Origin of the sequence: Bacillus sp. AP8 (assembly GCF_000321185.1) — a bacterium.
GTDB classification, from domain to species: domain Bacteria; phylum Bacillota; class Bacilli; order Bacillales; family DSM-1321; genus Bacillus_AD; species Bacillus_AD massilioanorexius.
This window is the reverse complement of sequence record NZ_CAPG01000029.1, coordinates 1-19,915: the sequence shown is the minus strand read 5'-3', so window position 1 is coordinate 19,915 and position 19,915 is coordinate 1. Positions and strand designations below refer to the sequence as shown.

At 31.9% G+C, this 19,915-nt stretch carries 20 protein-coding genes and 1 pseudogene; 4 read left to right on the top strand and 17 right to left on the bottom strand.

Annotation, left to right across the window (positions count from 1 at the left end):
* Window position 1: 1 nt before the first annotated feature.
* A complete protein-coding gene (locus BN349_RS07295) occupies window positions 2–658 on the bottom strand; it encodes a response regulator transcription factor (protein WP_019241631.1) in 657 nt (218 codons plus the stop codon).
* Window positions 659–852: 194 nt separating this feature from the next.
* On the bottom strand, window positions 853–1,824 hold the full coding sequence (locus tag BN349_RS07290; protein WP_019241630.1) for a sugar-binding transcriptional regulator: 972 nt from the start codon (window positions 1,822–1,824) through the stop codon (window positions 853–855).
* 199 nt (window positions 1,825–2,023) lie between these two features.
* Between BN349_RS07290 and BN349_RS26305 the strand changes: the two genes are divergently transcribed.
* Genes BN349_RS26305 through BN349_RS07280 form a run of 3 tightly spaced genes read left to right on the top strand, consistent with a single transcriptional unit; the run spans window position 2,024 to window position 3,685 of the window.
* Window positions 2,024–2,188, top strand: a complete 165-nt coding sequence (locus BN349_RS26305) for a hypothetical protein (protein WP_019241629.1) — start codon at window positions 2,024–2,026, stop codon at window positions 2,186–2,188.
* A gap of 6 nt (window positions 2,189–2,194) precedes the next feature.
* Window positions 2,195–2,704 (top strand): ribose-5-phosphate isomerase A, encoded by a 510-nt coding sequence (locus BN349_RS23575; protein WP_019241628.1) that lies wholly within the window; start codon window positions 2,195–2,197, stop codon window positions 2,702–2,704.
* Window positions 2,705–2,716: 12 nt separating this feature from the next.
* Complete coding sequence (locus BN349_RS07280; protein ID WP_019241627.1) at window positions 2,717–3,685, top strand: Gfo/Idh/MocA family protein; 969 nt, start codon at window positions 2,717–2,719, stop codon at window positions 3,683–3,685.
* Window positions 3,686–4,030: 345 nt separating this feature from the next.
* Here BN349_RS07280 and BN349_RS26860 read toward each other — a convergent pair whose 3' ends face one another.
* Together BN349_RS26860 and BN349_RS26855 are read right to left on the bottom strand one after the other, a co-directional pair.
* A complete protein-coding gene (locus BN349_RS26860) occupies window positions 4,031–4,573 on the bottom strand; it encodes a methyl-accepting chemotaxis protein (protein ID WP_425457733.1) in 543 nt (180 codons plus the stop codon).
* A gap of 225 nt (window positions 4,574–4,798) precedes the next feature.
* Window positions 4,799–5,278: pseudogene (locus tag BN349_RS26855) on the bottom strand (protoglobin domain-containing protein); the annotation flags it as partial.
* 453 nt (window positions 5,279–5,731) lie between these two features.
* On the opposite strand from BN349_RS26855, the gene BN349_RS07270 reads away from it, so the two are divergent.
* Window positions 5,732–6,082, top strand: a complete 351-nt coding sequence (locus BN349_RS07270) for a winged helix-turn-helix transcriptional regulator (RefSeq protein WP_019241625.1) — start codon at window positions 5,732–5,734, stop codon at window positions 6,080–6,082.
* A gap of 80 nt (window positions 6,083–6,162) precedes the next feature.
* On the opposite strand, the gene BN349_RS07265 is transcribed toward BN349_RS07270, so the two are convergent.
* The 13 genes from BN349_RS07265 to BN349_RS07205 all read right to left on the bottom strand — a co-directional run bounded on the left by BN349_RS07265 (window position 6,163) and on the right by BN349_RS07205 (window position 19,717).
* Window positions 6,163–6,696: a YceI family protein gene (locus tag BN349_RS07265; protein WP_019241624.1), complete on the bottom strand. Its 534-nt coding sequence runs from the start codon at window positions 6,694–6,696 to the stop codon at window positions 6,163–6,165.
* A gap of 247 nt (window positions 6,697–6,943) precedes the next feature.
* Window positions 6,944–7,885 (bottom strand): alpha/beta hydrolase, encoded by a 942-nt coding sequence (locus tag BN349_RS07260; RefSeq protein WP_019241623.1) that lies wholly within the window; start codon window positions 7,883–7,885, stop codon window positions 6,944–6,946.
* Between the two features lie 243 nt (window positions 7,886–8,128).
* Window positions 8,129–9,250, bottom strand: a complete 1,122-nt coding sequence (locus tag BN349_RS07255; protein ID WP_019241622.1) for a DHHW family protein — start codon at window positions 9,248–9,250, stop codon at window positions 8,129–8,131.
* A gap of 14 nt (window positions 9,251–9,264) precedes the next feature.
* A complete protein-coding gene (locus tag BN349_RS07250; RefSeq protein WP_026089219.1) occupies window positions 9,265–10,671 on the bottom strand; it encodes an MBOAT family O-acyltransferase in 1,407 nt (468 codons plus the stop codon).
* 96 nt (window positions 10,672–10,767) lie between these two features.
* On the bottom strand, window positions 10,768–11,331 hold the full coding sequence (locus BN349_RS24815; protein WP_019241620.1) for a DUF4358 domain-containing protein: 564 nt from the start codon (window positions 11,329–11,331) through the stop codon (window positions 10,768–10,770).
* A gap of 213 nt (window positions 11,332–11,544) precedes the next feature.
* Window positions 11,545–12,624, bottom strand: a complete 1,080-nt coding sequence (locus tag BN349_RS07240) for a DUF4236 domain-containing protein (protein WP_019241619.1) — start codon at window positions 12,622–12,624, stop codon at window positions 11,545–11,547.
* A 72-nt stretch (window positions 12,625–12,696) separates the two neighbouring features.
* Entirely contained in the window at window positions 12,697–13,080 is a 384-nt protein-coding gene (locus BN349_RS07235; protein WP_019241618.1) for a helix-turn-helix transcriptional regulator, read from the bottom strand.
* A gap of 213 nt (window positions 13,081–13,293) precedes the next feature.
* Complete coding sequence (locus BN349_RS23565) at window positions 13,294–14,625, bottom strand: DEAD/DEAH box helicase (RefSeq protein WP_019241617.1); 1,332 nt, start codon at window positions 14,623–14,625, stop codon at window positions 13,294–13,296.
* A 384-nt stretch (window positions 14,626–15,009) separates the two neighbouring features.
* Entirely contained in the window at window positions 15,010–15,720 is a 711-nt protein-coding gene (locus BN349_RS07225; RefSeq protein ID WP_019241616.1) for an ABC transporter ATP-binding protein, read from the bottom strand.
* Entirely contained in the window at window positions 15,713–16,486 is a 774-nt protein-coding gene (locus tag BN349_RS07220) for an ABC transporter ATP-binding protein (protein ID WP_019241615.1), read from the bottom strand. Before BN349_RS07220 ends, BN349_RS07225 begins: the two co-directional genes overlap by 8 nt.
* Window positions 16,458–17,438 carry a branched-chain amino acid ABC transporter permease gene (locus BN349_RS07215; RefSeq protein ID WP_019241614.1) on the bottom strand — a complete coding sequence of 327 codons (981 nt, stop codon included), beginning with the start codon at window positions 17,436–17,438 and terminating at the stop codon, window positions 16,458–16,460. Before BN349_RS07215 ends, BN349_RS07220 begins: the two co-directional genes overlap by 29 nt.
* Before the next feature lie 4 nt (window positions 17,439–17,442).
* Complete coding sequence (locus BN349_RS07210) at window positions 17,443–18,327, bottom strand: branched-chain amino acid ABC transporter permease (protein WP_019241613.1); 885 nt, start codon at window positions 18,325–18,327, stop codon at window positions 17,443–17,445.
* A 235-nt stretch (window positions 18,328–18,562) separates the two neighbouring features.
* A complete protein-coding gene (locus tag BN349_RS07205) occupies window positions 18,563–19,717 on the bottom strand; it encodes an ABC transporter substrate-binding protein (protein WP_026089218.1) in 1,155 nt (384 codons plus the stop codon).
* Window positions 19,718–19,915 lie beyond the last annotated feature (198 nt).

The window sequence follows — 19,915 nt, the reverse complement described above, 5'->3', positions numbered from 1 at the left end:
GTTAGCTCTCCAGTCTATAACCAACTTTAAATACTGTTTTAATCTCTTTATTAAGGTCTAGCTTTTTTCTTAATGCACGTATATGCATGTCAACGGTTCTCGTTCCTCCTTCAAAATCAAAAGACCATACTTTTTCAAGTAAAGTAGCTCGTGATAATGCAATATTTACGTTTTGAACGAGAATACAGAGTAATTCGAATTCCTTTTTTGTTAAATCAACAAGCTGGTCTTGTTTCTTTACAACTCTTTCATTTAAGTTAATGGTAATATTTTTATATGAAAGTGTCGTTTCTTCACTTCCAAATCTACGTAGGACGGTTTCAATTCTTGCTAACAATTCCAGCGTTTCAAAAGGCTTCACGATATAATCTTCGGCACCCAAACGTAATCCAGTTACTTTATCCATTACCGTATTTTTTGCCGTTAAAAAAATGACCGGTACACCAATAAAATGAATTTTTTTCATGACTGAAAACCCATCTATTTCTGGAATCATAACGTCTAGGAGTACTAAATCAAAATGCTCTCTTTCAATAATATCGATTGCGGACTTCCCGTCGAAAACTTGCTCCGTTTCATAATTGGCTAAATTTAAATTTAATTTTATTAAATTGGAAATGGCAATTTCATCTTCTACAATTAAAATCCTTTTTTTCATACCTACTCTCCTCTATACAAAGTATGTCCATTTTCGATGTTGTAAATAAAATTTATTATTTCTATATAAAAAACTTAGATTTTCTAACAGAAATCATTATTATATCCTTTTTTTTATTTTTCTTGTATAACATTTTTCAAGAATACTTCTATTTATATAAATAAAAATAGGCTCTTCCATGATGATGGATGAACCTATCTTTTTTCGTAGTCTTTTGTATGTTCAACAATTTGTCTAGCTGTATCTTCAGTTGTCACTAAAACATTCAAATATCCACCATTTAGCGCACCAATTATGGCAGATACCTTTTCAGCAGATTCAGCAATCCCGATCGAATATCTTGTCTTTTTTAGTACATCTAATTGTATAGAAATGGTACGATCATATATACTTGTATTCACCTGATTTCCTAAAGCATCAAAAAATCGCGAACAAATATCTCCTACCACTTTTCCTTCTTCTAGTTCTTTAATAATAGCATCACCGTAGAAGGCACTCCAACTAGCTTTACTGGTAATATTTGCAGAACCAATTCCAAATATAGCAATATTAATCTGATTCCAAAGCTTAGCAATTTCTTGGAAATGATTCGATTGAATGATGTCATTTCTTGTTTCTTTTTTCCCTACAATCGCTGGCACGTCAATCATAACAGAATTTCCATGAAGTTTTAAAGATGCATTATAACAAATAGTATTTACATGGTACCTGCTTTCTAACACACCTGATGGGCCTCCAACCATAGGTATACAAATGATATTCTTCTTATCAAGTGTTTGAATTTCATTTACCATCTCAGCTAAACTACTACCCCAAGAAAAACCAATTATATCATTGTCTTTTAATATATTTCTAATGAATCTCGCAGAGGCTTGCCCCATTGCTTTTAGTCTACTCTTTTCAGGTTGTTCTGCTTCTATTGGTACAACAATAACATGCTTTAATCCAAACCTATTTTTAATGGTTTCTTCGTATGTATATGTTTCTTCAGTATCATATTGTATGGATATTTTTACAATTCCTTTTTCACGAGCTGTTTTTAACATTCTACTAATTGTCGTTCGATAGATACCTAATTCTTTAGAAATTTGACTTTGTGTTAAGTCTTGTTCGTAATACATTTGTGCTATTTTGATTAGTAACTTTTTTTCTTCTGATGGAATCATGCTTCTTCACTACCTTAAACACATATGTGTAAATATTTGCTTTGAGTATATAATTGTCTATCTGTTAAGTCAAATGATGAAAAAAGCACTTATATAAACGTTTGACAGTTTGTGAAAGCGAGTGTAGACTAAAAACGTGAATTGCACATATTTTATCGCGTTGCACATATGTGCGTTTAATAAGAGGAGTGAATTAGTATTGAATAACGATGATTCCAAAAAAAGGTGTGCCAAAGAAGCTTTAACATTGATTGAAAACAATAGCATTATAGGTCTTGGTGGTGGAATGACCATTTCTCATTTGATTCAGTATATTAAAGAGTCTAATGAGCTTGATGTTAAGGTTGTGACTCCTTCCTTTTAAACAAAAATGTTATGTTTAAAAAATGGATTAGAAGTTCTTCCAACTTCCGATATTAGTCACATTTCGATAGCCTTTGATGGGTGTGATGAAGTAGATGAGCAGTTTTGTGCTTTAAAAAGCGCTGGTGGGATTCATACAAAAGAAAAGTTAATTGCTCAAATGGCTGAAGAATACATTTTATTAATTGATACGACAAAACTAGTTCAAAGTTTAACGTTTAAACATCCTGTAGTATTAGAAGTACTTGAGGATGCGTTTTCATATGTTGAAAAAAGAATACGTGAATTAGGCGGAAAAGTTGTGGCGAGAACAAGTGCTGCTAAAGATGGTATGACCATAAGTGATAATGGACATTTATTACTAGATGCCTATTTTCAAAATGTAAACGATGTAATAGCACTTGAAACAAGTCTAAAAGGAATCGCTGGGGTTATTGAAACATCACTTTTTACAAATGTTGTAACGAAAATCATCATTTCAGATGATCAAGATATAAAAATAATGTCAAAAAAATAGTGAGGTATCATTATGAAAAAATTGAATTGGGCAATTCTTGGGCCAGGGATGATAGCGCGTGACTTTTCACAAGCATTAAACAACGATGGACAAACCATTTATGCCGTTGCTTCTAGAGATTTAAATAAAGCAATAACATTTGCAAATACTTATAATATAGAAAAAGCCTATGGCAGTTATGAAGAAATGCTGAATGATGATAATATTGATGTTGTATATATCGCAACACCTCATTGTAATCATTATGAATACATTATCAAATGTCTTCGCCAAAATAAACATGTATTATGTGAAAAAGCCATTACAGTAAATAGTAAACAATTAAATGAAATCATTACGTTAGCAAATAAGAAAAATCTCGTAGTGTGTGAAGCTATGACGATATTTCACATGCCTCTATATAAAAAATTGAAAGAAATCATAAACAGCGGAACACTTGGAAAAGTGAAAATGATACAAGTTTCATTTGGTAGTTGCAAAGAGTATGATGTAAAGAATCGTTTTTTCAATATGGGGTTAGCTGGTGGAGCCTTATTAGATATAGGCACATATGCTCTGTCTTTCACAAGGTATTTTCTTTCAAGTCAACCAAATGAAATCTTAACAACAGTTAAGAAATTCGAAACGGGTGTCGATGAACAATCTAGTATCCTTTTAAAAAATGACCATGGTGAAATGGCAGTTGTATCATTAACTATGAGATCTAAAATGCCTAAAAGAGGTATTGTTGCATGTGAACACGGTTTTATTACTGTTGATGATTTTCCGAGAGCGGATAAAGCCGTTATTACCTATACGAATGGTATAACAGAATTAATAGAAGCTGGAGACACTTCAAGAGCTCTTGAGTATGAGATTGATGATATGAACAATTATGTTCAAAACAAACAACAGAATAGCACATTACCATTAACCATGGATGTAATGGATATGATGACTCGTATTCGAGAAGATTGGGGTATTATATATCCTTTTGAATAAAAGAAACGAATTTTCCTATTTTCGTAGTCTCATCGTTTGATAAACATATAAGGGACGCATGAAGTCAATTTATTCTAGACTTTCTCGCATCCCTTTTTTTACAATTATCTATTCACTTTTCGTTCCAGGAAATAGTAGGTCTTGTATCAGGATATCCACATCTTGCACGGTATTCTTTTCGCTCCTGCGTAAAATCCCACCAACATTTATCACTTTCTGGATAATTTGTGTCCAGCTGAAGAAGATCAATCAATTTAATACGATTTGTCCTTAATCTTGTTCTTTCTTCTAAAGTTAACGGTAGTTTTGGAGAAGTTTTTTTATCGAGTCAATAACCTCCTCTGACTAATTCATATCTTGTGCATCCATTGTTAAATTATCTGCAGACATTGCCACTTCCTCAAACGCTTTTCCAATTTCTCTTACCAATAATACAAATGACTCTAATTCTTTTTCAATTTTTGAATTTTGTACTTTTGTTTTCATCATGGTTTGCGCAATTTCTTCAAAATGCTCTTGTGTTTCATTCATGCTCTCATTACCTTCTTTAACAGCTTGACTTATTTTTTCAAGAGATGTTTTCAATTTCTCTACTTGAACATTCGTATTTGTAATTAAAGAAGACACATTTGATACCGAGCGTTTGGTTTCTTCTGCTAGATTCCTTACCTCCCCTGCAACAACTGAAAAACCTCTACCATGTTCACCGGCTCTAGCAGCTTCGATGGCAGCATTTAGTGATAATAAATTTGTTTGGTCAGCAATATTTGTAACAATATTCACGATGTCTTGCATTTGATTAAGTATGTCTAAGAAAAGTTTTACGTCTTTAGAAATATCACTAACTGATTGATTAATATAATTCATGCTTATATTTTGCTTATGTATTTGTTCCTTACCAATACTTGCTCTTTTTTCTGCTAATTCAGATAGTTCTGATCCGCTTTTTGCATGAATAGCAATTTCTTTTGATTTCTCGTTTAATTGTTGAAAAGAAGCATTCGTTTCTTCAGAAATAGCAGCTAAATTTTGAGATGCACTCGCAACATTTTCCCTTAGTGAAATTTTTTGTTCCTCTACTATCCTTTGTAATCGTACTGACTCCGTATCATACGCTTCTAATACAATCTGCTGTTCTAGATTTATGATTTTGGTAATAGCACTTAAAATAGTAAAGCTTTCTTCTGTTGATGTAGAATACTGTGATACAAGCTGCCGTAATGTGTACAATATATCTTGAAACCCACACATATACCACTTTGTTTTCAAACCAATTTTCACATGTATATGAGCGATTTTTATTCGCTTATCTACATACTCATTATTTATAACTCCATCAAATATTTCTATAATATGTCTTCTTAAAGTTATTTTTAATCTTTCGATGGAACTTTTATTATTTATTAGACTTATTAACGAAGGCTCATGTTCCAAATTTTTGTAGAAATGATCGACTATTGTGTCAATATGATCAATGACAAAAGGCTGAAATTTTTTCAATGAAGATAATTCTTCTTTTGTAAGGCTAATCATTTTGATTTGCGTTTCTAATTCACTACCTTTTGTCACATTTAACTCAACATATTCTTGCATTTGCTGTTGATTTTCTTTATTTTTTTTCTTAAAAATAATCAAAGAAAACTCCCCTATCTCCCCAAATTGTATACATGAACATAATACCACATAAACATTGAAATAATTATTCTTTTAGTCATATTCAACCATTTTGATTGAATAAAAAGTACCATACTATTTAGATTGTTTTACGCTTACTTGGACATTTAGATAGGGTTCGGTTAATAAATCAAAAATAACGACATCTCCTAATTTAAAGGAAATAATTTGTAATCCTCATAACTTCATTATGTTCTTAACATATAGTACTTTTCTTAGAGGTTTCTCATTCTTTCCGTAAATAATTAATCACATTAACAATATGTTTAAAATACATTTACAAATAAAGATGACTATTTTGAATTCATGTATAATAGTTACAAAATGTAAGTAAGTATATAATTGTAGATAATATATAAATGAGGTGACAAAATGAGTGATAAAGCTAATCAATGTCAAGTAGATGTTGCTTTAGATATCATTGTAGGAAAATGGAAGCCTACTATTCTCTTACATTTACTTAATGGTGAACCAAAGCGATTTAACGAATTAAAACGATTAATACCTAATATTACTCAAAGAATGTTGACACTACAGCTTAGAGAACTTGAAGAACAAGAGATCATTAACAGAGTCGTTTATCCCCAAGTACCCCCTAAAGTAGAATATTCCATTACGGAGTATGGCAAAAGTTTAGAACCTATACTAACAGCTATGCATCAATGGGGAGTTAATCACATTGAACGTATGAATAGTAAGTCTAATGAGGCATCCAATTATTGAGGATTCTGAAATTCGTTGCTACCTTCTTTATATCTATATGCATATAAAAAGCTGACGAAATTTTTCGTCAGCTATATTTTTTAGGCTTTTTCTACAGCCTCAATATCTAGATTGATTTTTACTTTTTCTCCAATCATTACGCCACCAGTTTCTAGAGCGGAGTTAAATACCATGCCATAATCGCTACGATCAATACTTCCCTTTGCACTAAAACCTACCTTTAGATTTCCCCAAGGATCTTTTCCTTGACCTTCATAAGTGACTTTAAATTTTTCAGTCTTAGTTATTCCTAAGATTGTTAAGTCGCCAGTCATTTCATATTCATCATCATCTGTTTTTACAATTTTAGTAGCTTTAAACGTCATTTGTGGATGATTATCTACATCAAAGAAATCAGCTGAACGTAAATGATTATCACGATCTGAATTTCTTGTGTCGATACTATTCAAATCTACGTTAAACTCTATCTCTGCAGTAGTTAAATCAGATGGATCTGCAGAAATATCTGCAGTAAACGAAGTGAAAACTCCTTTAACTTTTGCAACCATCATATGTCTTACTGAAAATTCAACACTCGTATGTGCCTCGTCAATTGCCCATAATTTTTTAGTCATCTTATATGTCTCCTTTTTATTTATAATTATGAATATTAAAAATATACAGTCCATATGTTTCTTTACTATTAGATTTATAGAATCAATATGTGTGTTTTATTCCATCTAACATACCATCTGTAATTTTGGGTTGTTCTGAAGAACTAATATAATCGTAATATATATTTTCTTTTAAAAAAAGTAGGCACATTATTGTGGTCTAGTATACTTTTTGATACTGTTCCCATAATGTACCTACTTAAAATATTTATTGTATATACTTATTAATAAAAGTCGTCACTTGTTGTTCGTACTCTGTTGGATTCATATCATAAGCATTTCCATGCTCAGCACCAGGTACCAGATATAACTGTTTTTCAGTTTTAGCCGCTTTATATAATTCATGTACCATCTCTACAGGTACAAAGGTATCTGCATCACCATGTATAAATAGAATTGGAATGTTAGCTTTTTTCGCCTGTTCAAGTGCTGATGCTTCTTCAAATGAATAACCTGCTCGAATTTTTGTCATTAAACTTGTACTTTGAATAATTGGGAAGCTAGGTAAATGATACATTCTCTTTAATTGATAAGACAATACGCCTTTTGCAGAAGTATAACCACAATCTGCAACTACTACTTTCACCTGTTTAGGAAGTTTTTCACCGCTAGTCATTAGAACTGTAGATGCACCCATTGAAACACCATGAAGAGCAATTTCACTATTCTCTCCGTTTTGTTTTATGATAAGATCAATCCATTTCAGGTAATCTTTTCTCTCGTGCCAACCAAAACCAATGTAATTTCCTTCGCTCTGTCCATGACCTCGAGCATCAGGCATTAATACATTGTACCCTAGATTTTCGTGATAAAAATTTGCAAAACGTGCCATATCTTTCGCTTTTGCTGAATATCCATGTGCAATAATTACAGTTTTATTTGTCTTTTTCTTTGCTGCTAGATAGTATCCTTGTAGCTTTAATCCATCATTTGAAGTAATTGAAATTTCTTCGAAAGGCATTCTACCTAACCATTCTTTACCTTTATATATTAGGGTATGATCACTTGAAACTTCTAAATCCGGATTATCATCTAGAAAGTCTTTAGGTGCTCGTTCAACCGCTACACTATAAAAGTAAAAACTAGCTCCAATTAAAATAGTAAGTACAACAATGATGATAATAGATGCTATTTTTATCATTTTTTTCATATTCTTTCTTTAATGCTCCTGATAATATTTCAATGTTATATGATTCATTTGAAAATGATTTACTGTTTAACCAAATGAATAGGCTAATAATAAATCGTTTTTTAATAAATAACACTCTACACATACTATCAGGACTAGGTCATAATTGTACATACTAAATATCGAATTACAATTTATTTCCTATTAAAATTCTTTACCCTTTCTTTAAATTAGACTGCCATTTTATAGTTTCAATATACTCTATTATTGTGCTAACCAAATTAAATTTGTATCAGTAGAAAAATTAACAAGATTATAGAGAAATAACACATCTTTAATCCCATTTTGTTTTAGATATGTTGATATACTTAAATGGTAATATCGCAAATCTATAACATCAATCTCTTCAAAGTGGTTAGCTAAAAAAGGGATAAAAATATGTGCATAAGAATCTTTAATTACGGCAAGTCTTTTACCATTTTTAATGGAAGATTTTATTTTAACTAAACTATGATTTCCATTTAAAAAATAAGAATATTGATCTTTTTTTTGTAAATAGCTTGATTCAAATAATGTAGGTACGGTTATGTTTTTATCTGGATAATTGACAGAATAGGTCATTGGAAATTTGGGTGTAAATACTTCAATATAATCTGCGCTTTTACTATAAGCATTTACTTTAGAAAAATAGGTACCATAAAAATTTTTAGAAACGGTTTGTATGTTAAAATCCTTTTTTAAATAAGTTTCGAATCCTATCTCTTTTCCAATCGCTAAATAAGCTTCAAAAGCACCTCTCATCGTCCAATGATGATCCGTCTTAAAATAAATATAACTTTCGTTCGTACGTACTAGCTCATCATAGACATCTAGATATTTAACGGTTGAAGATAATTTTTTCTTAATTTCTTTAAGAACTTGCTTTTGATTATAAGTCGGTGCATACAATGGTAACTTATTCTTATAGATTGCAGTTGATGTAGGTGCTAAGAGTAAATATGTATTCCCACCTGTTCTTAACGAAAAGTCATTAATCCTTTCAATGTTCTTCTGAAGCTGATTTCCTGGTTGTTTATATCGTTCTAGTAAATATCCATCTTTCCCAAAATATATGCCATTATTTTCTTGCTTTAAAATCGTTCTCTCTGCTTTTGCTTTTATATTTAGCCATGTGCTTTTCCAAACAAATTGATCTGTCATATACTCTTCAAATTGTTTAGTAAAAGTACCAGAAAAAAAGCTTTTAATAGAGAAAATAGGCATTTGTGCTAAATAACGATTTTCTTGTTCTGAAAATATACGATCTTTTGTCGTAATATTTATAACAGCTATACCGAAGATAAAAATTAAAAATATAGAAATGATCCATTTTTCCTTAGTAAACATGATATCTAGCCTCCCTAAAAACGAAAATATAGAAATGGATTATATGATTCGTCTACTAAGTAAGCAGTAGATAGAACCAGAATCAATAAGTATAGCAATGGGATGGCTATATTATTTACATTTTTTCTTCTTGTAAATAAATCAGAAATACATTTCATTATGGGTGTTGCAGCGACAAGTCCAAATAGTAGCAAAATAATATTCGTATAAAAGTCATACAGAAATCCTTTATCAATGAAAGGATTATTATTAAGGGCAAACATACTTCCTAAATAATGAAGACCTTTTGAAATATCATCAAAGGCAAATAATACCCAACCTATTAAAATAAAGAAGATAAAATATAAATGTTGAACCATTGCATTCGTTCTAGCTAATATCCGTAACAAGATCGCTTTTTCCAGTGCGATTATTATTCCAAAATATAAACCCCAAATTATAAAATTCCAACTTGCTCCATGCCAAAATCCGGTTAAAGCCCAAACAATAAATAAGTTAACATATAATCTTGTTTTTCCTTTTTTACTTCCTCCTAAAGGAATATAGACATAATCACGGAACCAATTGCCTAATGTCATATGCCATCTGCGCCAAAACTCAGAAATATTCGTAGATATGTAAGGATAATTAAAATTTTGAGGAAAATGAAAACCAAACATCTTTCCTAACCCAATTGCCATATCTGAATAACCGCTAAAATCAAAATAGATTTGTAAAGCAAATGCAATAATGCCTAACCAAGCACTTAAAACAGATAAATCATGAAAAGATTGTGTTTCAATCCTATTCCAAAGAAGACCAATATTATTGGCAATGAGGACCTTTTTTCCTAAACCGATAATAAACAATTTGACACCTTCAGCAAAGTTTTCATTCGTAACGGATCTATTGATTACTTCTTTAGCAATTACTTGATATCGGACAATAGGACCTGCTATTAATTGTGGAAATAATGTTACGTATGTTGCCAAAGCAATTGGATTTCTTTGTGGTAGAACATCCCCACGATATACATCGATACTATACGACATGGTCTGAAATGTATAAAACGATATACCAATCGGCAGTGGAAGATTCAAAAGCTTTAGATCTGTATGTAAAAATAAGTTAAGATTAGTTATGAGAAAATCACTATATTTAAAAAATGACAGTAGACCAATATTAATGATTAAAGAAGAGATTAAGAAGCTCTTTGCGATAATCGGTTTAGATAATCTAAATTTATAGATCCATAATCCGTGCAGATAATCTGAACATGCTGAAAAAAGCATAATAACAATGTAAACCGGCTCGCCCCATGCATAGAATAATAAGCTTAATAGAAGTAAAACCAAGTTTTTTGCCTTATTGGGACTAAGAAAATAAACCAACAAAACGAAAGGGAGAAAACAAAATAAAAATGTTAAACTACTAAATACCAATTGTTCACATCCTTTTAGAAATTTAGGTATTTTTTAAAAAGGGCTGAATTAAAAGTAAGATTTACTTTTAATTCAGCCCTTTTTACATCTGTCATTTTACTTAAGACTGTTGTTAAATATATCAACTATTTTTTCTGGTTGATCATATGTTACATACAATAAGTATTTTCCTTTTGTTTTAATTACATTCTTCTTTACTTTTTCATATTGATCTGGCAAATACTTCTCCCAAGTATCAATCTGAGACTGTTTTTCTTTTTCTAATACTTTCTTTAAAGCTTCTACTTGTTTTTCATCTTTCGCTTTTAAAACAATGATTTCATCTGATTTTACATTCATCATTGGAGCTAAAATATACCCTTCTTCTAAGTCATCCATATTGATATTTAATTTTTCACTAAAAATGGCACTTTGTGGATTATTATCGTCTTTCTTTGTAAGATCTACCGTGACATATCCTTGTAATTCTCCGTCAACTAGCATCTCTTCTTCTGTTCCTTCTGCTTTAAAATCACTAGCTAACTGTTTTTTGAAATCCATCACCATATCAGATAAAGCTACATTTGATGTTTCTTCTTTTTTGTTGTTTGTATCCTTTCCACATCCAACTATCATGACAAAAACTATAGTTAGCATGAATAAACTATATACTTTTTTCATATTTTCCTCCCAATTTTAAAGTTTTATATGTGTTATTCTTAGTGATAGACGGTAAAGTATACAGTTAAGTTACATGATATTAATGAAAATTGTAGAATGCGAAAAAGTAATTTTATTCCATTTATTCTGATAATTCCACCTATATTAATAGAGGTTAAATCAACAACAAAAAACACAATTCATGGCTTGTATATGTAATTGTGTTTTTTGTTTCTATGATTGAGTAATCTCTAATTTCGGTACATCATAAAATCCTGAAAGTTTCTTCCATTTCATATTATGTTGGAAATTTTGTAAGGCATCTGAACAATCGATGTTTTCAAAATTAAGTTTTTCTAGTGTTTCTCGATCAATCCTAACTGAAAGAATAGTGCGTTCCTTCATATGACCGATAGAGGTATCCATTATTTCATCATTTGCATGAATATAGACCGTTTCAATCGGTAGTAATGCAAAAATATCTCTTGCAATTCGTATTATACACGAACAAACATAATCTTGTTGAATATCGTAGTACCTCCCTTTAGGCATAGCTTTTGTTGAAACTTTACCTGTCTTTGTTAAAGTCAACAACTCCGAAGGAACAACATCATGACTATGTACATCGAAATCAATTTCCATTGTTTTTGAATCTTCAGCAAAGAATTCAAATCCACTTCCAAAGGCACTAATATCATTAAATGGGGCCATTGTTTCGATTAACTGGAAATAAGTATCAACATCTCCTTCTAGTACCTTTTTAGCCACAGAAACTGTTTCTTCCCATGATTGCCTTGCAGCTATATCTTTTTGTTTGGCTTCTTTTAAATTTTGCTCTAAAATACTTCGCTCTTTTTCTTCTTTACGAAATAGTTTAGTGAAAAAAGAGGGCTTGTACTGTTGGATAATATTTGTAGCTTCTTTTTCATAAAAGGTATCTGGAGCATTGGATATAGCTATTGAGTGCCAATCTATAGGAATGTCAGCTTCGATATGAATAGATTTTAACATTCTTAATTTATTATTAAAAAGTTGAACCTGAAGTCTATTACTTTCAGCTTCCGCAAGTTTTTGATTTTCTCGTTCTTTTTTTAATAATTCTCGCTGTCTTTTATAAGCTCTACTATTTCTATTTTTAGTCGTTGTATAAGATAACCCTGTTCCAGGTATACTTGCAGTGGTTCTACTATGACCACTCGTATTCACACTGTATCTAAAACCTTTTATACCAGCACTTAGTCCGAGACCTTTTTTATTTACATTAAGTCGAACACCTGGAGCAATTTTAAAGCTTTTTCTAAATCCCAAAGCCATATTTATTCCTCCTCTATGTATACTAATCAATTATTTTAAAAGAAAATTATAAGCTTGTTATCTTTCATCGTTTTATAATGGACCATAATGATCACGTATCGCTTTATTCAATAAGCCCACACAGCGATCAAGCTCAACTTTCATTTGTTTTCGATATAAATCTGCTTCTTTCTTTCCACTTTCTGTTAAATGATAAATCACAATTTCTTGAAAATCGACTCCTGCCTCTCCCTTTATCTTTTTCTCTCTCCTAACACTTCCATCTTTATATAATTCATGAAGTGTTTTGTACAATTCAGAATGGGTTGGTGAATAACCAAATGGTTTAAATTCCGTTCTTAATTCATCAAGTATCTGTGAACCGTAACCTTTTTGTTTTTCAATAATATCTAAAAGATACAACTTTAAGAACGATCTCTGTTTTAATAAAAAACCTCGACTCTGTTGGTCACTCATTTTAATCATCCCTTCTTTAAATAATTATAAACTGATTTTTTTATATTTTTGTATTTTATTGCAATTTTTTATTTAGAATTATGTTTTTTCTTACTAACTATATTTTAACATCTATAGAAGATTTGGAACATAGTTTATTTAGAATATTTGTAAATAATAGTCTTTTCTATTATAAAAAAGCCGTCGTTTTCATATCGACGGCTTTTTAGACAATTATTTATTTTTGTTTTTTGTATTTGTTTGTTTCTTTTTTAGTTTATTTGATGGACTGTATGAATTTCCAAAAGCCATCAATGGTTTAGTATCTCTTTTTTTAGATTCTTCCTTACGTGCTGAAACAGTTTTTTTGGGGCGCTTTTTTGAATATGAATCTTGATTTCGTTTTTTCTTTATAGATGGTGAAGCATGATGAATATCTACTTCTTCTTTAACAAATTCAGATTTTTGTTTTTCAAGATTAATCTTTAATTCACGCTCAATACCATTTAGCATACCGAGATCATCACTATTGTAAAATGTGACTGCTAATCCTTCTGATCCAGCACGGCCAGTTCGACCAATCCTATGAATGTAGCTTTCTGTATCTTCTGGCATATCATAATTATAAACATGCGTTACACCTTCAACATCTAGACCTCTTGCTGCAACATCAGTAGCAACTAGAATTTGGAGTTTTGCACTGCGAAATAGCTTCATAATTCTTTCACGTTTAGCTTGTGATAAATCACTATGTAATTCATCACATACTATTCCATTGCTCTTAAGGACCCCAGTTAATTTGGTTACTCTTCGTTTAGTTCGGCAAAAAACGACTGCTAAAAATGGACGATGCTCCTCCAATAAAGATAATAGGGTTGGTTGTTTTGCACGGTCACTCGTATAAATAGCCAACTGTTTAATGGTGTCTGCTGTTCCTTGAAAACTCTCCACAGAAATGAATTTAGGATGATTCATATGTTTTTTAGCCAAACTTTGAACATCTTTCGTCATAGTAGCTGAGAATAACATAGTTTGTCTTGCTAAAGAAGTATGACTAATAATTTTTTCTACCTCTTTTAAAAATCCAATTTGTAACATTTGATCTGCTTCATCTAATACTAAAAAGGAGACTGTCGATAAATCAATCGTTTCTCTTCTTATGTGATCCAATAATCTACCTGGTGTAGCAACGACAATATGAATATTCTTATTTAGTCTCTTTATTTGCTTTTCAACATCTTGTCCGCCATATATCGGCAGTACATGTAAGTTGTCTTTTTCTAGTGCTACTTTTTCTATTTCATTAGTTATTTGAAGGGCTAATTCTCGAGTTGGTGTTACTATTAGCGCTTGAATTCCATTTTTATTTTGTTGGATTTTATCGAGAATCGGTAATAGAAAAGCTAATGTTTTTCCCGTTCCTGTTTGAGCTTGGCCAATTAGATCTTGTCCATCTAATAGAGTTGGAATGACTTCAATTTGAATTTTTGTTGGTTCTTTTATTTGGTTTTCTACTAATTTTTCTACTAAATCATCGGAAAGTCCTAATGATATGAAATCAGGCAAATATAATCCCTACTTCCTTTTTTGTTACAATTAAATTGTCTCTTAACTAATATTGCAGCTTTATACCTAAAATATCAAGTTTTCATTAATAAAAACAATCACAATTTTGTACAAAGAAAGCTGTGCTATCTACTTATACACGAACTTTTTTAATAACAAAAAGCTTTTAGAAAACAGTCTTGCTTGATTTTTTCTATTACAGACTTCGTAGTCTCTTAGTTATCATTTAATGTAACATGTACTAGTTTACATAATATAATTATTGTATATCAGATGATATATTTCATTTTAAGTTCGATCTATCGGTTCGTATAAAATCCAATTACCCTATTGTACCTGTGTTTATAAAAAGAGACCCCAAATCGATTGGGGTCTCACATTTACTTAACTTGATTTTCTTCCAAGATATGCTTCTACAATTTTTGGATCTTCAATTAAATCTTTTGCTTTTCCTGACATGATGATTTTGCCTGTTTCCATCACATAACCATAATCAGCGATTTTTAAAGCTTGTTTGGCATTTTGTTCAACCAATAATACTGTCGTTCCTGCTTCTTTAATTTCTGTAATAATTTTGAAAATATCTGCAACAATTAACGGTGCTAATCCCATTGAAGGCTCATCTAACAACAATAATTTTGGCTTTGATAATAACGCACGTGCTATCGCTAGCATTTGTTGTTGTCCACCCGATAATGTCCCTGCTAGTTGAGTTTCTCTTTCTTTTAATATCGGAAATCTTTTCATTACATTTTCGATATCTTGTGCAATCTCTTTATCTTTTCTATGATAGGCACCCATCTCAAGATTTTCTAACACCGTCATACCTGAAAGTATCGCTCTTCCTTCAGGAACTAAAGCGATACCTTTTCTTAATAGTTGATCAGGTCGTAAACCTGTTATTTTTCCCCCTAAAAATTCAATGCTGCCATTTTTAGGAGTTAACAAACCTGCAATTGATTTCATTGTTGTCGTTTTACCAGCCCCATTAGCTCCTAGTAAAGTAACGATTTTTCCTTGTTCAACATCCAAACTTATCCCTTTTAAAGCTTGAATGTTTCCGTAATAAGTTTCAATACCAGATACTTTAAGCAATATTATCTTCCTCCTCTGAACCGAGGTAGGCTTCAATAACAGCTTGGTTGTTTTGAATTTCCTCAGGTGTTCCTTCTGCAAGTTTTTTTCCGAAATTAAGAACAGCGATACGATCACATAACTTCATGACCAAAGGCATATCATGTTCAATTATAAGTACGGTTACTCCTCTTTGTTGAACAGTTTTTATTAAATCAAACAAGCTATCCGTTTCTTTTTCATTCATACCTGCTGCTGGTTCATCTAATAACAACAGTTTAGGGTTACTTGCTAACGCTCTTGCGATTTCGAGTCGTCTTTGCTGACCATAAGATAAATTTTCTGCAATGGTCTCTTCTTGGTTTGCTAATCCTACAAGGGCTAATAGTTCCAATGCTTTTTCTTTCATTTCAACTTCTTCTTTACGCTGTTTTCTCGTTCTAAAAACACTGCTAAAAACCCCAGATTTAGTACGACAATGCCCACCAACCATGACATTATCCATGACTGTCATTTGTGGAAATAGTTTTATATTTTGGAAAGTTCGACATATCCCTTTTTCAGTTATCTTAAAAGGTTTCGATCCAGTTATAGATCTTTCGCCAAATGTAATTTCACCCGTTGTTGGAGGAAACATGTTTGTAATGATATTAAACATTGTTGTTTTTCCAGCTCCATTTGGTCCAATTAAACCAAATATTTCACCTTCATTGATAGTAAATGATACATCAGTTAAAGCGGAAATGCCTCCAAATTGTTTAGAGATGTTTTTGATTTTTAGAACCATTTACGCTCCTCCTTTTTGAACCTAATTTATTTTTAAACCATTGTACGACATTCGTATCAATAAGACCTTGAGGTCGAACTGCCATCATGATAATTAAAATTACACCGTAAATCATGTAACGATACTCTGCTATAAAACGTAAGGCTTCAGGCATGATCGTTAAGAATGTTGCACCAAAAATAGAACCACCAATTACTTCACTGCCACCAAATACAGAGAAAATCAATATTTCCACTGCGCGATGATAAGCGAAATCAGATGGAGAGATATATCCCATTACGTGCGCAAAAAGTGCTCCGGCAAAACCAGCTAAAATCGCACCTTGTGTAAAGGATAGAACTTTGTAATAAGTAACGTTGATACCCATTGCTTCAGCTGCCTTTTCATCCATTTGTATAGCGGCAAAGGCTCTTCCAACACGTGATTTTTTTTGCCTTACAAAAAACCAAACGAGTAAAATAACAATAATTAAAAGTAATAGAAATACCATTAAAAAAACAAATTGATTGTTTCGTAAACCTAAAACGCTTGGGTCGAAACCCCAATCTCTAGTAAGTGTTAAAACTTCTCGTCCAATTTTCGGTATATTTGCAATACCAATAGCTCCCTTAGTAAGTGACTCCCAGTTTACAAAAATAACACGAATTACCTCACCAAACCCTAGGGTAGCTATCGCTAAGTGCACACCAGACAGTCTAAGTGATGGAATCCCAACAAGTATACCTATAATACCAGCAACAAGAGCACCTGCTATTATTCCTACTACTAGAGGTACTTCATAATTAATAGTTAAAATAGCCGATGTATATGCTCCAATTCCCATAAATCCAGCACTGCCTAGAGATAGCTGACCAGATGATAGAGTAACATAGACGCTTATAGCTAAAATGATATTGATTAAAATAAATGATGCGATTTGTAGTTGATATGGATCTATTAATTGCGCCAACATGTGATCACCTTCCCTCCGATGCTGTTTTTGAGCCAAAGATTCCTTGTGGCCTTAATAGAAGGATAACGATAATCATAATAAATGCGATGGCGTCACGATAACCAGAATCTCCATAAGCTACTAGCATAGTTTCAGACAATCCAAGTATTAATCCACCTGCCATGGCACCTTTTACATTTCCCATTCCGCCAAGAATAATAATGGCTAAGCCTTTTAAACCGATAGATAATCCCATTTGCGGATTAACAGAGTTAAAAGTCATCCCTACTAGAATACCTGCAATTCCACCCATTGCTGATGCGATTACAACTGTTAAAATAATGATTCTTTTTGTATCAACACCTAGAATACTTGCTGTTTCAAGATTTTCAGCAGTAGCACGTAATGCTTTTCCAGCTTTTGTTTTAGATAACCAATACGAAAGTGCCATCATCAATGCTACAGAGATAACAAATATGATGATTTGCACAAAATACACTGTGATCGAGCCAATTTGAAAACTCATCTCTGCAAAAGGAGTTCTAAAAGGATGATTTCCTGCTCCAAATAAATGATGAGATAAATTTTCAAGTAAAATCGATACCCCAATTGTACTTATTAACGGCGCTAGATGAGATACACCTTGCTTACCGCGTAATGGTCGTAAAGCCAACCTTTCTAGTAAATAACCTAAAATACTAGTTATACCAATGGCAATAAGAAATGCTAACCATAATGGCCAGCCTAATTTACTTGTAACGATTACACCTGTAAAGGCACCAATCATAAAAATTTCACCGTGTGCCATGTTAATAATACCTAGCACACCAAATACCAGAGTAAAACCTAATGCAACTATTGCATATATACTCCCTAAAGTTATACCGTTAATTAACTGCTCTAATAGCAATGCATATCATCCTTTAACATCAAATTTATCCCGTATTTACGGGCAGTTTATTCTTCACGAAAAAATAAAAAGAATACGGGAAGTAAATGAGAAATAAACTACCCGTAAACACCAGAATAATGAAAAGAAAGACAGCTTAGTATTGGTGAATAGTCATCGCTCTAAAAATTCAGACTACTTACAGTATTGAATGAAGCTGTACCATACTGTATACCAACACTAAGCATGAATCAGTCTATTCTAACAATTGGAATTTTCCGTCTTTAATTGTGATAACAGTAGGCTCCATATCTACATCGCCTTCTTCATCAAATGAGAACTTTCCAAGAATACCGTCATAATCTCTAATTTCAGCTAATGCATCTCTAAATGCATCACGATCTGTTTCACCAGCATTCACCAATGCTTCCGCATATAAATGAAGTGCGTCATATGCTTGTGCAGCAAATTGGTCTGGTAGTTTGTTGTATTCAGCTTTGTACGCTTCATTAAATGCTTTTACTTTTTCGTCATCCTTTTCACCGAACCAAGGAGTAGCAACGATTAAACCATCCGCAGATTTACCAGCAATTTCAATAATTTGTGGTGAGTTAAATCCATTACCGCCTACAAATGGAGTAGTAATTCCCATTTTTCTTGCTTGGTCAAGAATTACAGCACCTTCGTTATATAATGCTGAACATAAAATAATATCAGGGTTTAAACCTTTTATTTTCGTTAATTGAGCATTATAATCTGATTGTCCTTTTTGGAACGTTTCTTCTGTTAAAATTTTGAGTCCCATTTTTTCTGCTTCTTTTTTCATAGTGTCGAAACCTGACTTAGTAAATACATCATCATTTCCATATAATAATGCAACTGTTTTAGCATCATTCTTTTCTACTGCTTTAGATAATGCAGCTGGAATTGCTAAAGCTTCTGGAAGTGAATTTCTAAATACATATTCCCCGATTTGTGGAATACCTTCAGCAGTAGTTGAAGTACCCATAATTGTGATACCATTCATATCAGCTTCAGGTGCTACCACGTTAAATTCTGTACTTAAAGTAGGTCCTATAATTGCAAGTAAATCATCGTCTGCCATAATTTTTTGAGCAGCTGACAATGCTTGTTCTTGTTTCCCAGCTGAATCTTCTACTACAAGATCAAAGTTCACTTTGCCTTCTTTTTCAATATCCTTTTCAGCTAGTTTAAGTCCATTCGTAATTGCTTCCCCATAGGCAGCTCCTGGACCTGTTAAATATGAAATGACCCCAATCTTCGCAGAAATCTTTCCGCCTTCTTGTCCGCTTTCTCCTTTAGTATCTGTACTTTTGTTACCACATGCTGCCAAAACAACTAGCATAAGTACAGCGATTAAAAGAAATGACTTTTTAACGAACTTCATCATTTTTCCCCCTGATTTTTTAGAAAATTTAAAATACACACTCTATTAAATTACATTTTAGCAAGATTGTAAATATAATTGACAGAATTTTTATAATTTTTTATAATTTTATATGTTGCAATTTTACTATTTTGTATGATTAAGGTTATTTAATAGTTATAATAACTTATTTACAAATTGGAATTAAATAACAAATATAGC

Coding starts and splice junctions, on each gene's coding strand:
- BN349_RS07280 (WP_019241627.1), top strand. CDS start 2,717: ATGAAAAAATTGAATTGGGCAATTCTTGGGCCAGGGATGATAGCGCGT.
- BN349_RS07265 (WP_019241624.1), bottom strand. CDS start 6,696: ATGACTAAAAAATTATGGGCAATTGACGAGGCACATACGAGTGTTGAA.
- BN349_RS07270 (WP_019241625.1), top strand. CDS start 5,732: ATGAGTGATAAAGCTAATCAATGTCAAGTAGATGTTGCTTTAGATATC.
- BN349_RS07215 (WP_019241614.1), bottom strand. CDS start 17,438: ATGTTGGCGCAATTAATAGATCCATATCAACTACAAATCGCATCATTT.
- BN349_RS24815 (WP_019241620.1), bottom strand. CDS start 11,331: ATGAAAAAAGTATATAGTTTATTCATGCTAACTATAGTTTTTGTCATG.
- BN349_RS07260 (WP_019241623.1), bottom strand. CDS start 7,885: ATGAAAAAAATGATAAAAATAGCATCTATTATCATCATTGTTGTACTT.
- BN349_RS07240 (WP_019241619.1), bottom strand. CDS start 12,624: ATGGCTTTGGGATTTAGAAAAAGCTTTAAAATTGCTCCAGGTGTTCGA.
- BN349_RS07235 (WP_019241618.1), bottom strand. CDS start 13,080: ATGAGTGACCAACAGAGTCGAGGTTTTTTATTAAAACAGAGATCGTTC.
- BN349_RS07295 (WP_019241631.1), bottom strand. CDS start 658: ATGAAAAAAAGGATTTTAATTGTAGAAGATGAAATTGCCATTTCCAAT.
- BN349_RS23575 (WP_019241628.1), top strand. CDS start 2,195: ATGTTATGTTTAAAAAATGGATTAGAAGTTCTTCCAACTTCCGATATT.
- BN349_RS07220 (WP_019241615.1), bottom strand. CDS start 16,486: ATGGTTCTAAAAATCAAAAACATCTCTAAACAATTTGGAGGCATTTCC.
- BN349_RS07255 (WP_019241622.1), bottom strand. CDS start 9,250: ATGTTTACTAAGGAAAAATGGATCATTTCTATATTTTTAATTTTTATC.
- BN349_RS07290 (WP_019241630.1), bottom strand. CDS start 1,824: ATGATTCCATCAGAAGAAAAAAAGTTACTAATCAAAATAGCACAAATG.
- BN349_RS07205 (WP_026089218.1), bottom strand. CDS start 19,717: ATGATGAAGTTCGTTAAAAAGTCATTTCTTTTAATCGCTGTACTTATG.